Source organism: Mycobacterium venezuelense (assembly GCF_054919535.1).
Window position 1 is genome coordinate 78,792 of sequence record NZ_JBONDW010000001.1, and the last position, 15,128, is coordinate 93,919.

Here is a 15,128-nt window from a genome sequence, read left to right on the forward strand (position 1 = left end):
CGCCGCAACCACGCCGGGATTACAACCGCCGAATCAGATGGAAAGCGGGATAAGTCAACATATTCGAACGAATATGCACACGATCCACTACGCGCAGGGCGCGCAGCGACGAGAGGCGCACCGATCGCCGCGGTGCGCCTACCTGTTCTTCATGGTCAGTATGCATGTTAACTTTACTGGCGTTGCGGAAACTCGCGAAAAAGTCAGGAAAGAGCCGGGACCCCTCAGCTGTCCTCGTCCACTTCCCGGTTCGCCTGTCCGACAACGGAATCCAGCAGGCCCGGAATCGCGGCATCGACGTCGGCGGTCCGCAGCCGCTGGTGAGTGTGCCCATCGACGGGCTCGCGCACGATGAGTCCGGCGTCGCGCAGGATGTTGAAGTGGTGAGTCGCCGTCGACTTGTTGATGCCGTCGTACAGGGCCGCGCACTTGACCGGCCCGCCTGCGTTGTGGAGGCGTCGCACCATTTCCAGCCGCACCGGATCCTGCAACGCGGACAGCACCTGGTGAATCGACGCGACAGGGCGGCGGACCGCCTCGGCTACCGGCGCCTCTCCCATGTGCCCTCCATCACCGGAAAATAAGTTTGATGATGATCAAACCCGGCGTACGCTCGATGAAGTTCGATCATCATCAAACCTACCCCATGAGGAGTGGCGATGACGCCCGTCGCGGTCGACCGCTCGATCGTCCATGACACGCAACGCTGGGCCTACCCGTTGCTGCTTGTCCTGAGCGGCGTCGCACTCGGGGTATCGGGTGTGCCCGCACCGCTCTACGGCATCTACGAGTCGGCCTGGCACCTGACGCCGCTGGCCACCACGATCGTGTTCGCCGTCTACGCCATCGCGGCCCTTGCGGCCGTCCTGGTGTCGGGCCGGATCTCCGACGTCGTCGGCCGCAAGCCGGTGCTGCTCTTCGCGCTCGTCGCGATGATCGTGGGACTCGGAGTGTTCCTGGTGGCCGACACCATGGCACTGCTGCTGGTCGCCCGGACCATCCACGGCGCCGCGGTCGGCTCGATCGTGGTGGTCGCCGCGGCCGCGCTCCTCGACCTCCGCCCGCACCTCGGCGTGCGCTCCGGCCAGCTCAGCGGCGTCGCGTTCAACATCGGGATGACGGTGGCGATCGTCGGCTCGGCCATGCTGGCGCAGTACGCCCCGCATCCGTTGCGCACCCCGTACGCCGTGGTCGCCGTCGTCTGCGTCATCGTCGGAGTCGGCGTGATCGCCCTGCGCGAAACGCACACCTCCCGGTCGTCGGGGCCGATCCGGATCTCCAAACCCGCGGTGTCCCAAGAGATCCGGTCCGACTTCTGGTTCGCCGCACTCGGCGCGATGGCGTCGTGGTCGGTGCTCGGGGTGCTGCTGTCGCTCTATCCTTCGCTGGCCGCCCACCAGACCCACATCGACAACCTGCTGTTCGGCGGAGGCGTGGTCGGGGTGACCGCGTTCTCCGCGGCGCTGGTTCAGCTCGCCGCAACGCGCATCCCGGCCTACCGCGCCGCGATCTTGGGCGACATAGGTATGGCGATCACGCTGCTGCTTACGGTTCCGGTGCTGCTGATGCACTCTTGGCCGTTGGTGTTCGTCGCCGCGGCGCTGCTCGGCGCAACCTTCGGGCTGGGGTTCGGCGGCTCGTTACGCCACCTGTCGCACGTCGTACCCGCCGACCAACGCGGCGAGACGATGTCGGCGTTCTACGTGCTGGCCTACACCGCGATGGCCGCTCCCACGCTGCTCGCGGGCTGGGCCGCGACAAGGTGGGACCTCGCGACGGTCTTTCCCTGGTTCGCCGCCGCGGTGGCGCTGGCCTGCCTCACCGCAGCCGCGATCGGCGCACGCTCGATCCGCGCCGCCAAACGCGGCTGAGTCAGTTCAGCAACTTGCGGTCAAGGGCCGCGTCCCGGCAATACGCTGAGCGCCATGGCACCAGCGCAACGCGAACCGAACGTCGTCGTCCTCGGTGGAGGCTCCTGGGGCACCACCGTCGCCTCGATCTGTGCGCGACGCGGCCCGACGCTGCAGTGGGTGCGTTCGGCCGAGACCGCCAAGGACATCAACGACAATCACCGCAACTCCCGGTATCTGGGCGACGAGGTGGCGCTGCCGGAAAACCTCAAGGCAACCAACGACTTCTCGGAGGCCGCCAACTGCGCCGACGTGATCGTGATGGGCGTGCCGTCGCACGGCTTCCGCGGTGTGCTCATGGAGCTGGCCCGCGAACTCCGCCCGTGGGTGCCGGTCGTGTCTTTGGTCAAAGGCCTCGAACAGGGCACCAACATGCGGATGAGCGAGATCGTCGACGAGGTGCTGCCTGGACATCCGGCCGGAATTCTGGCCGGCCCGAACATCGCGCGCGAGGTCGCCGAGGGCTATGCCGCCGCGGCCGTGCTCGCCATGCCCGACCAGCATTTGGCGGCCAAGCTGGCAGAGTTGTTCCGCACCAAACGCTTTCGCACATACACGACCGATGATGTGACCGGCGTCGAGATGGCTGGTGCGCTGAAGAACGTCTACGCCATCGCGGTCGGCATGGGCTACTCACTGGGCATCGGCGAGAACACGCGCGCCATGGTGATGGCCCGTGCGGTCCGCGAGATGGCCAAGATGGGCGAGGCGGCGGGCGGGCACCGCGACACGTTCGCCGGGTTGGCAGGCATGGGCGATCTCATCGTCACCTGCACGAGCCAGCGCAGCCGCAACCGCCACGTCGGCGAGCAACTCGGCGCAGGCAAGAAGATCGACGAGATCATCGCCTCGATGAATCAGGTCGCCGAAGGCGTGAAGGCCGCGAGCGTGATCATGGAGTTCGCCGACAAGTTCGGGCTCAACATGCCGATCGCCCGTGAGGTCGATGCGGTGATCAACCACGGCTCCACCGTCGAGGAGGCGTATCGGGGGCTCATGGCCGAGAAGACCGGTCACGAGGTGCACAGCTCGGGGTTCTGAGCCTCAGTCGCCACGCACGGCGGCGCGGAAGTCCTCGGCGCCGACGGGCGGCGCGATGGTCCACAGCACCTCGGCCTCGCCGTCGGTCGGGTTGTGCCAGTCGTGCAACCGCGTCGCATCGAACGTCAGGCAGTCGCCGGTGTCGAGGACGGTGTTCTCGCCGTCGACGGCGATGCTGAGACGGCCCCGCAGCACGTAGACGAAAACCGTTGCGGCATCGAGCCGATACGCCCCGCCCGAACCGCCGCCCGGGCGCATCACGGTGTGCATCACCTGCACGTGCCGCTCGGCCTTCGGAGTCAGCAGCTCCTCGCGCACATCGACCCCGCCCATCTCGAGCGGTGCGCCGGCACCACTGCGCACGACGGGTGCCGACGGGTACTCGAACAGGTCTCCGATGCCGATTTCCAGCGCGTCGCAGATGCGCATCAGTACCGGCACCGACACATTGGTCATGCCGCGCTCGGCGAGGCTCAGAAAGCCCTTGGTCACCTCGGCCCGCGCGGCCACCTCGGTCAGGCTCAGCCCGCGCTCGCGACGGAACTCGCGCAGCCGGGCCCCGGCACGGCCCATCCCCGTCTCCGCGCTGTCCGGCACAGCAGTCCTCCCCATGTGTTGACGGCCATTCGTTTAGTGGTGTAAAACACGTCGCAGCGTTTTATGGCATTGAACCCTACACGCGGTGGTGCCCCCCGATTAAAGAAAGGCACGGCGGTGTCCGCACCTCAAACCGACCAATCGCAGGACACGACACAGATTCGGGCCGCAGTCTTCGACGGCGACGGCACCATCACGGTCGAGACGGTCGACCTCGCCGCCCCCGGCCCGGGCGAGGTTCGCGTCAAGGTCGCCGCCGCCGGCGTGTGTCACTCCGATCTGCATGTCACCACCCGCGCCTGGGATGTCCCGGCACCGGTCGTGCTCGGACACGAAGGCTCCGGCGTGGTCACCGCGGTAGGGGCGGGCGTCGACGACCTCGAACCGGGCGACCACGTGGTGCTGAGCTGGGTCCCCGGCTGTGGCGAGTGCCGCGCATGTAAGGCAGGCCGGCCGGCTCAGTGCTCGCTGGTCGCCTCGGTCGTGGCGGCGGGCGGCACGCTGTACGACGGCACCACACGGCTCTCGAACGAGCGCGGCCCCATCCACCACTACCTGGGTGTCTCGTCGTATGCCGAGCAGGTCGTGGTCCCCCGCAGCGGCGCGATCAAGGTCCGCAAGGACGCACCGCTAGAGGACATCGCGATCGTCGGCTGCGCGATCGCCACCGGTGTGGGCGCGGTCCGCAACACCGCCGGAGTTCAGCCCGGTTCGACCGTCGCGGTGATCGGCTGCGGCGGCGTCGGGCTGGCATGTGTCCAGGGCGCGCGACTGGCCGGCGCCGCGCACATCGTCGCGGTCGACGTCGTCGCCGAAAAGCTCGACCTGGCACGCAAACTCGGCGCCACCGACGTGGTGGACGCATCTACCGCCGACGACGTCGTTGCCGCGTTGCGCGCTGTCGTCGCCGACGGCTTCGACTATGTGTTCGACGCGATCGGCAAGATCGTGACCACCGAGCAGGCCATCGCCGCGCTCGGCCTCGGCGGCGCCGCGGTCATCGTCGGCCTGCCCCCTGCAGGCGAGCGCGCGACGTTCGACCCGCTCGCCCTTGCCGAAGGCGATCAGCGAATCCTCGGCTCGAACTACGGATCCGCCGTGCCCGAACGTGACATCCCCGCGCTCGTCGACGAGGTCATGGCGGGCAACCTCGACCTCTCCTCGATGATCTCCGGGCGCCGGCCGCTCGAAGAAGCCGCGGCCGCGCTCGACGATCTCGCCGCCGGCCACGCGCTGCGTCAACTCCTCATCCCCTCCGCCTGATCAGAATCGAGAGACTCAGTGTCCGAAGACCTTCAGACCGGCACCACGACCGGTGACGCCGGGCTGCGGCGCGGCGTGATGGGCGGCGGCGAACTCGCCGCTCAGGCCATCGCCAACATCGCCCCGAGCGCCGTCATCGCGTTCACCGCCGCCGCCATCTACACGACCGCGAGCAACGGCACCTGGATCTCGTTCGCGCTCGCGACGGTCGTGATTCTCTCGGTCGGCTACTGCATCTCGCAGTTCGCCAAACGCCGGTCCTCAGCCGGATCGCTCTACAGCTATGCCGCAACGACTTTGGGGCCGTTCGGCGCCTACCTGACCGGCGTGAGCCTGCTGATCGGCTGCTTCGGCATCGCGGCCGGATCGCTCAGCGGGTCGGTGGCCTACACCGCGACGCTGCTCAACCAGCTCGGCATCCCGGTGCAGGGACTGGTCGCCCAGATCGTGCTGGCCATCGTCCTCGGCGCCCTCGCGACGCTGTTCACCATTCGCGGTATCCGACTCTCGGCACGCGTTTCCCTTGTGCTGGAACTGATCTCGATCTTCATCATCGCGCTGTTGCTCGTCGTGACGCTGGTACACCTCGGGGCCGACGCATTCGACGCCGAGCAGTTCGACTTCAGCGGCGCCCAACCGTCGGGCATCGCGGTCGGTATGGTGCTGGCGATTCTCGGCTTCGTCGGCTTCTCGAGCTCCGACGCCCTGGCCCGCGAGGCCAAGGACCCCTACCGCGCGGTGCCGCGCGCGATCATGTGGAGCGCGGCCGGCGTCGGCGTGCTCTACATCTTCGCCGCCTACACCCAGGTCGCCGCGCTCGGACCCGCGTTGGGCGAATCCGCACAGCCCCTCGACGACATCGCGACACTGGTCGGTATGCCGACGTGGTTCAATCCCATCCTCAACTTCGGCATCGCCGCATCGTTTTTCGCCGTCGTCGTCGCACCCATGAACGTCATCGGGCGCATCCTGTACGTGATGGGCAAGGAGGGTGTGGTGCCGTCCGCGATCGGCCGCACGCACCCCACGCACCTGACCCCGCACCGCGCGCTGCTCACGGTGAGCCCGTTCGTCATCGCGGTGTCGATCGTGATGTACCTCAACGGCGTCGACCCGATGGACGTCGTCACCTGGGTGGACACCTACGGCACCTACGGTTACATGGTGGCCTATGCCGCCGCGGCCCTTGCGGCCGTGAAGTTCCTGCGCAGCATCAACGCCCGCGTTCCGCTGGTGTGGCCTGCCGCCGCGGTGGCCATCGCATCGATGGCATATGTGTTCTACGCCAACGTCTATCCGGTTCCGGCCTACCCGCTCAACGTCATCCCGTGGCTGTTCATCGCGACGGTGGCCGCGGCGCTCGCGTGGTACTGGATCCTGAGTCGCCGTTCACCGCACGTGATTTCGAAGATCGGGACCAGTGAGGTGGAGACGCTGGAAGGGATCGGCTGAACTAGCCGATCTGGAACGTGGGCTTGAAATCCGACGGCTGTTCGCCGATGACGAAGCTGCCTGCCGGGCTGATCACGAACCCGGCCTGGTTGCGACCGTCGATGCAGGCGGTCATCACACCGTCGGTCCCACAGCTCACGGTCTGATAGCTGATGCGGCTGTTCGGCGGCAGCGGCTTGGCCGCCCCGGCCGCGGCGAACACCGGGGCCGGGGAACTGGCGAAGCCGGGAACACCCGGCCCGCCGCTCACCAGGTTGGCCCCGTTGGGTGCGGCCGGGATGGGCCCGCTGCAGCCGTAACCACCGGACCGCTGCAGGACACAGGTGACGCCCTCAGGTGTGGCGAAGGCGTACCAGTTGTTGTCCATGACCGCGTATTCCGAGGTCTTCACCGGTGCGAACGCATTGACGTTGGGCACCACCGGGGGTGGCGGTGGTGCCGGCTCTGCCGCCGCTACTCCGGGAACGCTCATGACAGCCGCCCCCGCGGCGCTTACCAGGCCGATCAACATTCTGCTCCGCACGCCGCAACCCTAACCCGGCCCCAACAGCGGGGCCAACCGCTCGGGCGTCAATTACGCGACGCTCAGCCACACTTCAGATCGACGTAGACCGTGGTGTAGCGGACCACTTCCTCGGTGTTGCCACGCGGGGCCGCCCGCAACTCGGTGATGTCGCGGCCCGGTCGGACCGCGCTCACGGTGCAGTCGTCGATCGAGCCGCTCCCGACCTTCGTCTGGATGACGCGATAGCCCTCGGCTTCGAGCTCCTTGATCGTCTGCTGCGCGGAGGTCTGGCCCGTCGGCGCCGCGGCGGCCGGGCCGGCGAGTGCCAATCCGGTGAGCGCCAGGCCGGCGGTGAGGGACGCGATAACCGTTTTTCTCATGCTGCGAATTCCCTTTCGTATTCGACTGAACTCGCTTTCAGCCTAGGCGCGGAATTCAGGCAATTCCATCAATTCATATCGAACACATACGGTTATGCGCCAATCAAATACAGGGCGAATTCAAAGAATTCACAGAGCGGGTACCTGCGGCGTCAATGACCGTGTTGACATGGGGATACGCACGGTAAACACGGTCTCGTCGGCGGCCGACACCACAGTCACACTGCCTTTGTGAGCTTCGACAATCGACGCGACGATCGCGAGCCCGAGACCGGTGCTCCCCAATTCACGCGAACGCGATTTATCGGCTCGCACAAAACGCCCGAACAAGTTCGGTAACAATTCGGCGTCGATACCCGGACCGTCGTCGGCCACGGTCAATTCGGCATGTTCGCCGTCGACCGTGAGCGTGATGGTCACCGTCGACCCGGGCGGCGTGTGCATCCTGGCGTTCGTCAGCAGATTGCTCACCACCTGATGCAGGCGGACCCGGTCCCCGCGTACCGAGACGGGATCGTCGGGGAGGCGCGCGAGCCAGGTGTGCGTGGGTGCCGACACCGCGGCGTCGTTGACTACGTCGACGATGAGATCGCTGAGGTCGACGTCGTCGGTCTCCAGGTCCTGGCCTTCGCCGAGCCGCGACAGCAACAACAGGTCACTGACAAGAACCGTCATCCGGCGCGCCTCGGCCTCGATGCGCGCCAGCGCATACTCGGTGGTCGGGGGGAGATTCGCGCTGTCCTGCCGGGTGAGTTCGGCATAGCCCTGGATGGCGGCCAACGGCGTGCGCAGCTCGTGGCTGGCGTCGGTGAGGAACTGCCGGGTGCGCCGGTCGGAGGCGGCGAGTTCGGCCAGCGCGCTGTCGACGTTCACCAGCAACTGGTTCAGCGTCTCCCCAACAATGCCGACTTCGTTGTCCGGATCGGTGTCCTTGTCGCGCACGCGTGCGGTGATCCGGTGGTCGTCGCCGTCCAGCCGCAGCGTCGCCACCTTGGCCGCGGTGGCCGCCACCCGGCGCAACGGCCGCAACGCGATGCGCACGACAGCGACGGTCGCGATCGCTGTCACGATGAGCGCGACGATGATGATCACCGCGACGGTCACGGTCTTGCGGGCGATCATCAGGTTGGCGCTGTCCAGCGAAACGCCCGAAACCAGCACGTCCCCGTCGCCGGCGGGCTGGCTGCACACCCGATACGAACCCAAGACTGGCAGCTTGATCGTGCGCGGTTCATGCTGGTCCCACGACTGCGCGTCGAGTGCTTTGACGACGGCACCGGGCGCCGGGTGCGGCTCGCCGTCGGAGAACATCGCCGACTGCACGACCTCGCCGTCGTGCAGCACCGCGATGAGGTTGCCAGGGGCTTGGCCGACGAATGCGGTCAGCGCCTCTTCGTCGTTGGTGATCTGGTGCTTTTCCTCCTTCTCGCGGAGTTTGTCGTAGGAGTGGCTGAATGCGGCCAGCGACCGGGACACCTCGGTGTCGCTCATGGTCGAGACGTAGGTGTGCAGGCTGTACACCGACAGCACGCCGACCGCCAGCAGCACCACCGTGACGATCGACGTCACCCCGAGCACCAATTGCCTGCGCAGCGAGCGCGGCCACCATCGGGGGCCGGTCATTGCGTGGTTTCGGCGGGGCGCAGCATATAGCCCACGCCGCGCACGGTGTGGATCATCGGCTCGCGCCCGGCGTCCACCTTCTTGCGCAGATACGAGATGTAGAGGTCGACGATGCTCGACTTGCCACCGAAGCCGTAGTTCCACACCCGGTCGAGAATCTCGGCACGGCTCAGCGCCCGGCGCGGGTTGCGCATGAGATAGCGCAACAGCTCGAACTCCGTCACGGTCAGCCCGATGGGTTCGCCGCCCCGCGTCACCTCACGGCTGGCCCCGTCGAGCACCATGTCGCCGACCTTGAGTACCTCATCCGAAGGCGGCGTGGTGTGGCTGGACCTCCGCAGCAGACCGCGCAACCGGGCGACAAGTTCCTCGAGACTGAACGGCTTGGTCATGTAGTCGTCGGCGCCTGCTGTAAGTCCGGATACGCGGTCGAGCACCGAATCGCGCGCGGTGAGAAACAGCGTCGGCGTATAGCCGTCGGCCTCGCGCACCCGTTGCAGAATCTGCAGGCCGTCGATATCGGGCAACATGATGTCGAGCACCACGACATCGGGCTCGGTCGCATCGAATTTCGCCACCGCGTCCTGACCGTTGTGCGCGACGTCGACGGTCCAACCCTCGTAGTGCAGTGCCATCTTCACGAGATTGGTCAGCGCCGGCTCATCGTCCACCAGCAACACCCGGATCGGCGAACCGTCGGCGCGGTGAATCCGCGGCAACTGGCCGAGGATCGCCTGCCGCGGTTGCTGAGCACGAGGGGATACCGACATCATCGTCATGATCCCATTGTGCGGAGCGCATAGATGGCTGTCACGAAGTTCATATCGAGTTCTCAGGTAAACCCGTTGAACACAAACGACTATGACGTGGCTCACCTTCAAGATCACTACGTGAGCCAAGCCAATTTTGTTGCAATACACAGCTTTTCATACGCACCCGTCAATTCCTGGTAACCACCGACATTTCGGCACGGTGAGTTTTGCCTGTACAACACCCCAATTCGCACCCTACGGCGCTCGGTAGAAGATTTGGGTTCTCTATGTGTCCGCGACCCTTCCTTGACGGGTTCAGAAACTGATAAATAGCCTCGCCCATAGCAATTGGATGTTGCCGAATCGCAGCGGACCATAAGTCGACTTGTGTCGCGCTGTCGTGCAACGTCTTTCACCCACGTATCAGTGACAACGGTGTCAGCACAGTGACCGGGCGCGCGACGACGCCTGCCCGGATGCCCACCTCACCCCGGACGGGAGCACGAGATGCAGCAAACGATTCCATTAAAAGACAGAGCCGAGGCGGTGCTGCGGTACGACCTGCCCGCCTCGCTCGTGGTGTTCCTGGTCGCGCTCCCCCTCTCGCTGGGCATCGCGGTCGCCTCGGGCGCACCGGTACTCGCCGGGTTGATCGCCGCCATCGTCGGTGGCATCGTCGCCGGCGCGCTTGGCGGTTCCGTGCTCCAGGTCAGCGGTCCGGCAGCCGGTCTGACCGTGATCGTCGCGGGCCTCGTCTCCGAGTTCGGTTGGGCCGTCACGTGCGCGATCACGGTGTGCGCGGGCGTGCTGCAGGTGCTGTTCGGGCTCAGCCGGGTGGCGCGCGCGGCACTGGCCATCTCGCCCGTCGTCGTCCACGCGATGCTCGCAGGCATCGGCATCACGATCGCGCTGCAGCAGGTACACGTGTTGCTGGGGGGCAGCTCCAATAGCTCGGCCTGGGCCAACGTGACCGAGCTGCCGGGTCAGCTGGCCTCCGCACACGGCGCGGGACTGCTGCTGGGCGTGCTCGTCATCGCGATCCTGATCGGCTGGCGGTGGGTGCCCCAGCCGATCAAGAAGGTGCCCGGTCCGCTGGTCGCCATCGCAGGCGTGACCGCACTGAGCGTGCTGATGCCGTTCGATGTCCCCCGCATCCAGCTCGACGGTTCGCTCATCGACGCCATCGCCCTGCCGAGCCTGCCAGACGGTAACTGGGGCGCCTTCGCCACGGGCGTGCTGACGGTCGCCCTGATCGCGAGCGTCGAGAGCCTGCTGTCGGCCGTATCGGTCGACCGCATGCACAACGGGCCGCGCACCAACTTCGACCGCGAGATGCTCGGCCAGGGCACCGCGAACATGGTTTCGGGTGCGATCGGCGGCCTGCCCGTCACCGGCGTCATCGTGCGCAGCTCGACCAACGTAGCCGTGGGCGCCCGCACGCGGGCCTCGGCGATCATGCACGGCGTGTGGGTCCTGGTGTTCGCGCTGCCGTTCGCCGGACTGGCCCAGCTGATCCCGACTGCGGCATTGGCCGGCCTGCTGATCGTCATCGGCTGCCAGCTCGTCAAACGCGCACACATCGAAACCGCCCGGCTCACAGGCGATTTCGCGGTGTACGTGGTGACCGTGCTTGGCGTGGTGTTCCTCAATCTGCTCGAAGGTGTGCTTATCGGCCTCGCCCTCGCCGTCGCGCTGACCGTGTGGCGCGTCGTGCGCGCCAAGATCGTCGCAGAACCCACCGGCGAGAACACCTGGCGCGTCGTGATCGAGGGCTCGTGCACGTTCCTGTCCCTGCCCAAGCTCACGAGCGCACTGTCGACCGTTCCTGCGGGAGCCCACGCCACCGTCGAACTGTCCGTCGACTTCATCGACCACGCCGCCCACGAGTCCATCGAGGAATGGCAGCGCCAGCACGTCGCGACCGGCGGCACGGTCGACATCCACGACGTCGGCGCGGTCGAGATGGCCAGTGCGGTGGCCGGTCCGCCGATGCGCGGCTTCACCCCGTTCGACAAGCGTTCCGGTGTGGTGCCGTGGAGTTCGTGGCAGCAGCACGATCATTCGGCCTCGGTGCTGCACGGTCTGGCGGCCTACCATCGCCGCACCGCACCGGTGTTGCGCCCGCACATGAAAGAGCTCGCGCATGCCCAGCGGCCGGAGACGTTGTTCATCACGTGCACCGATTCCCGCATCGTCCCCAACGTCATCACCAGCAGCGGTCCGGGCGACCTGTTCACCGTCCGCAACGTCGGGAACATGATCCCGGCGGGCCAGACCGATCCGTCCATGGAGGCCGCGATCGCGTTCGCGGTGGACCGGCTGCACGTGAGCTCGATCGTGGTGTGCGGGCACTCCAGCTGCGGTGCGATGAACGCGCTGTTGGGCAACATGCAACCTCGCGGTGCTAGTGACGAGTATTTGAAAGCCTGGCTGTCCGAAGGCAATCCGACGCTGGAGGCCTTCGACGACGGGCGGCATCCGGTGGCCCGCTCAGCCGCGGCGGCCGGGTTCGGGTTGGTGGATCAGCTGTCGATGGTCAACATCGCGGTCCAGGTGCAGACCCTGCGCGAGCATCCGCTGGCCCGTGGCGTCAACGTGATCGGGCTGTTCTACGACATCCCCAGTGCGGGCGTGCTGCGGGTGACCCCGACCTTCGTCGAAACCCTCGCCGACGCCGCGTAGCCGGTCCCCTTTGCACCCCTTTGCACCCTATGCACCGCGAGCGTGCGCGTCTGCTGCCCGACACTCCGTGTCAGGGCAGCAGTCCGCGCACGCTCGCGCAGTGCCGTCAGGACTGCGGCCGCCAGTCGAACGGGAAATGCTTGCTCGACCCGCCGCGGTATTCATGCGAGAAGTCGAAACCGACAGCCTCGTCCTTCTTGACCACGCCCCACGTCGCCACCTGACCCGGGCCCACCTCCGCGCCCGGCGCGTTGACCGTCGTCACCCGCTTGTTCGGATCAGCGGTCGGCCCGGTCAGCGCCTCGACACGAACGTCGACCTTGCCGGGGATCTCGGCCCGCCAATACGCCAGATCCTCAGCCGCATCGAACGTGATCGGGGCGTACTCGATACCCCGTAATTCACCGATGAGACTGCCGAATTCGCCGGGCCAGCCACCCTCGTACCCGGTGAAAATCTGCTCGAGGGCGTGGCGCTGGTCGGCATCGGCCTTGTCGTCGATGTAGAACATCAGCGACATCGTGGCGTCCGGGTCGCCGACCCACATGTTGCCCTTGAACTCGCCGAGCGCGACCACGCCGAGATGGCTGAGATCCGTTGCACCGTAGTGGCCCTCGTGGATCTTCCAGACGAGCGTGAACAGGCAATCGCCATGCGTGGGCTCCTGGGCAAAGCTGCACGGGCAAGGCAACTTGCAGCTGCACACATCGAACCATTCGCCCCGCAGAGACCAGTCCGTCGTGGTCGTCACCGTCATCACTCGCTCCTCTCGAACTATACCCCTGGGGGGTATCCAACGGAGCTGACGCTACATCGGCAGAACGCAGCGCGCAAGTACCCCTAGGGGGTATCTATCCGTCAGCGAGCGACGCTCAACGACGACGAGCGTGCGCGGAATGCTGCCCGAACACGGAGTGTCGGGCAGCAGACGCGCACGCTCGCGGTGCGAAAGAAGCGGGGTTAGAGGCCGCGGCCCGCCATGTCCTCGAGCCGGCGGATGCGGTCGGCGATCGGCGGGTGGGTCGAGAACAGCTTGCCGATGCGCTCGCCGGCCCGGAACGGGCTCGCGATCATCAGGTGCGCCTGGTCGGCAAGCTGGGGCTGCGGCGGCAACGGCGCGGCCTCGACCCCACCGGAGATCTTGCGCAGCGCCGACGCGAGCGCCAAGGGGTCGCCGGTGAGCTCGGCGCCGGACTGGTCGGCCTGGTACTCACGTGACCGCGACACCGCGAGCTTGACGACCGTGGCCGCGATCGGGCCGAGGAACGAAACCAGCAGCATCGCAAGAGGATTGCCGCCCTCGCGGTTGCCGCCGAACATGCTCGCGAACATCGCGATGTTGGCGAGGGCGGTGATGACCGACGCCATCGCGCCTGCCACGCACGAAATGAGGATGTCGCGGTTGTAGACGTGGGAAAGCTCATGGCCCAACACCGCACGCAGTTCGCGCTCATTGAGGAGTTGCAGGATGCCGGTCGTACAGCACACCGCGGCGTTGCGCGGATTGCGGCCCGTCGCGAACGCGTTCGGGTTGGCGGTGTCGGAGATGTAGAGCCGCGGCATCGGCTGATGCGCGGTCGTGGCCAACTCGCGGACGATGCGGTAGATCTCGGGCGCCTGCACCTCGGTGATGGGCTGAGCATGCATGGCGCGGAGCGCCAGCTTGTCGCTGTTGAAGTAGACGTAGACGTTCATGCCGACGGCGAACAGCACCGCCAGGCCAAGGATCGCGCGGCTCTGGAACAGCGCACCGATGAACACAATCAGCGCCGACATGCCCACCAGCAGCAGGAATGTCTTGAGCCTGTTCGCGTGCGGATTCCAGGTCATCGGAGTTCCTCGCTTCACAAACTAGGAAAGTTGACGCCGATTCAACGCTCAGCAACCCCTCCTGGGTTCCGCGTCAGCCGTGCCGATTGACCGTGTAGTCCACGAGGGAGGCAAGTGCATGACGGCCCGGGCCGTCGGGCAGGTTGGCCAGTTCTTCGCGGGCCTGCGCCGCGTAGGAGGCGACGGTCTCCTTGGCCCGCGCCATGCCCGGCGAGCCGCGCAACAGGCTCAGCGCCTCGGCGACATCCTCGTCGCGCTCAACCGGTCCTGCCAACAGTTCACGCAGCCGGTCGGCCTCCGGCCCGGTTTCCCGAAGCGCGTAAAGCACGGGCAGCGTGTGCACGCCTTCCCGCAGGTCAGTGCCGGGAACCTTGCCGGACTCGTCGGGGTCGCTGTCGATGTCGATGATGTCGTCGGAGATCTGGAAGGCGGTGCCGACGATCCCGCCGAGCCGGCTGAGCCGCTCGATCTGCTCGTCGTCGGCGCCCGAGAACGTCGCACCGAAGCGGCCCGACGCCGCGATCAGGCAGGCCGTCTTCTCGTAGACCACCTTGAGGTAGTGGTCGATCGAGTCGACGTGGTCGGCGGCGCCCCGGGTCTCCCGCATCTGGCCGGTGACCAACTGTGCGAATGTGTCAGCAATCACACGCACGGCGTCCGGTCCGAGGCGCGACACGAGCCGCGACGCCGTCGCGAACAGATAGTCACCGGCGAGGATCGCGATGTTGTTGCCCCACCGGGCGTTGGCGCTCGGTGCGCCGCGGCGCACCTGCGCCTCGTCCATCACGTCGTCGTGGTAGAGCGTCGCGAGATGCACCAGCTCGATCACCGAGCCGGCCACGGTGACCTGCCACGCATCGGGCTGCGGCCCCAGCTGGGCGGACAGCACCGTGAACAGCGGGCGGAACCGTTTGCCACCGGCCTGGAACAGATGCTGGACGGCTTCTGCCATCAACTCGTCGGCTTTGCCCAGTTCTTCCGACATCATGTCTTCGATCCGGGCAACACCGTCGCGGACATCGGCGGCAAATGCCGCATCGCCGAAGTCAACGCCTGCCACCACGGTCGCTGGTGTCCTCACCCTGCCAACATA

General features: G+C 66.6%; 14 protein-coding genes. 5 read left to right on the forward strand and 9 right to left on the reverse strand.

The window, feature by feature from the left end; translation table 11 throughout:
• Positions 1-224: 224 nt before the first annotated feature.
• Positions 225-560, reverse strand: a complete 336-nt coding sequence (locus ACRCUN_RS00320; protein WP_462139674.1) for an ArsR/SmtB family transcription factor — start codon at positions 558-560, stop codon at positions 225-227.
• 99 nt (positions 561-659) lie between these two features.
• Between ACRCUN_RS00320 and ACRCUN_RS00325 the strand changes: the two genes are divergently transcribed.
• Positions 660-1,871 (forward strand): MFS transporter, encoded by a 1,212-nt coding sequence (locus tag ACRCUN_RS00325; protein ID WP_462139675.1) that lies wholly within the window; start codon positions 660-662, stop codon positions 1,869-1,871.
• A gap of 54 nt (positions 1,872-1,925) precedes the next feature.
• On the forward strand, positions 1,926-2,951 hold the full coding sequence (locus ACRCUN_RS00330) for an NAD(P)H-dependent glycerol-3-phosphate dehydrogenase (protein ID WP_067859015.1): 1,026 nt from the start codon (positions 1,926-1,928) through the stop codon (positions 2,949-2,951).
• A 3-nt stretch (positions 2,952-2,954) separates the two neighbouring features.
• On the opposite strand, the gene ACRCUN_RS00335 is transcribed toward ACRCUN_RS00330, so the two are convergent.
• Complete coding sequence (locus ACRCUN_RS00335) at positions 2,955-3,548, reverse strand: helix-turn-helix domain-containing protein (protein WP_234791052.1); 594 nt, start codon at positions 3,546-3,548, stop codon at positions 2,955-2,957.
• Between the two features lie 117 nt (positions 3,549-3,665).
• Between ACRCUN_RS00335 and ACRCUN_RS00340 the strand changes: the two genes are divergently transcribed.
• On the forward strand, positions 3,666-4,811 hold the full coding sequence (locus tag ACRCUN_RS00340) for a Zn-dependent alcohol dehydrogenase (protein WP_462139676.1): 1,146 nt from the start codon (positions 3,666-3,668) through the stop codon (positions 4,809-4,811).
• 18 nt (positions 4,812-4,829) lie between these two features.
• The gene (locus tag ACRCUN_RS00345; protein ID WP_462139677.1) at positions 4,830-6,263 is read left to right on the forward strand and encodes an APC family permease; all 1,434 of its coding nucleotides are present in this window, start codon (positions 4,830-4,832) and stop codon (positions 6,261-6,263) included.
• A gap of 1 nt (position 6,264) precedes the next feature.
• Here ACRCUN_RS00345 and ACRCUN_RS00350 read toward each other — a convergent pair whose 3' ends face one another.
• The 4 genes from ACRCUN_RS00350 to ACRCUN_RS00365 all read right to left on the reverse strand — a co-directional run bounded on the left by ACRCUN_RS00350 (position 6,265) and on the right by ACRCUN_RS00365 (position 9,550).
• Positions 6,265-6,735: a hypothetical protein gene (locus tag ACRCUN_RS00350; protein WP_275082218.1), complete on the reverse strand. Its 471-nt coding sequence runs from the start codon at positions 6,733-6,735 to the stop codon at positions 6,265-6,267.
• Between the two features lie 113 nt (positions 6,736-6,848).
• Positions 6,849-7,148 carry a hypothetical protein gene (locus ACRCUN_RS00355; protein WP_462139678.1) on the reverse strand — a complete coding sequence of 100 codons (300 nt, stop codon included), beginning with the start codon at positions 7,146-7,148 and terminating at the stop codon, positions 6,849-6,851.
• Positions 7,149-7,277: 129 nt separating this feature from the next.
• The gene (locus tag ACRCUN_RS00360) at positions 7,278-8,771 is read right to left on the reverse strand and encodes a sensor histidine kinase (protein ID WP_462139679.1); all 1,494 of its coding nucleotides are present in this window, start codon (positions 8,769-8,771) and stop codon (positions 7,278-7,280) included.
• Positions 8,768-9,550, reverse strand: coding sequence for a response regulator transcription factor (locus ACRCUN_RS00365; protein ID WP_462139680.1), 783 nt, complete (start codon positions 9,548-9,550; stop codon positions 8,768-8,770). Before ACRCUN_RS00365 ends, ACRCUN_RS00360 begins: the two co-directional genes overlap by 4 nt.
• 480 nt (positions 9,551-10,030) lie before the next feature.
• Between ACRCUN_RS00365 and ACRCUN_RS00370 the strand changes: the two genes are divergently transcribed.
• Complete coding sequence (locus ACRCUN_RS00370) at positions 10,031-12,205, forward strand: SulP family inorganic anion transporter (RefSeq protein WP_462139681.1); 2,175 nt, start codon at positions 10,031-10,033, stop codon at positions 12,203-12,205.
• Positions 12,206-12,311: 106 nt separating this feature from the next.
• Here the strand turns inward: ACRCUN_RS00370 and ACRCUN_RS00375 are convergent, their stop codons facing one another.
• The 3 genes from ACRCUN_RS00375 to grcC1 form a co-directional block, all read right to left on the reverse strand.
• Positions 12,312-12,962, reverse strand: a complete 651-nt coding sequence (locus tag ACRCUN_RS00375) for a DUF1326 domain-containing protein (RefSeq protein ID WP_462139682.1) — start codon at positions 12,960-12,962, stop codon at positions 12,312-12,314.
• Between the two features lie 203 nt (positions 12,963-13,165).
• Positions 13,166-14,035 (reverse strand): zinc metalloprotease HtpX, encoded by an 870-nt coding sequence (htpX, locus tag ACRCUN_RS00380; protein WP_462139683.1) that lies wholly within the window; start codon positions 14,033-14,035, stop codon positions 13,166-13,168.
• A 73-nt stretch (positions 14,036-14,108) separates the two neighbouring features.
• The gene (gene grcC1, locus ACRCUN_RS00385) at positions 14,109-15,116 is read right to left on the reverse strand and encodes a nonaprenyl/(2E,6E)-farnesyl/geranylgeranyl diphosphat synthase (protein ID WP_462139684.1); all 1,008 of its coding nucleotides are present in this window, start codon (positions 15,114-15,116) and stop codon (positions 14,109-14,111) included.
• Between the last annotated feature and the right edge of the window lie 12 nt (positions 15,117-15,128).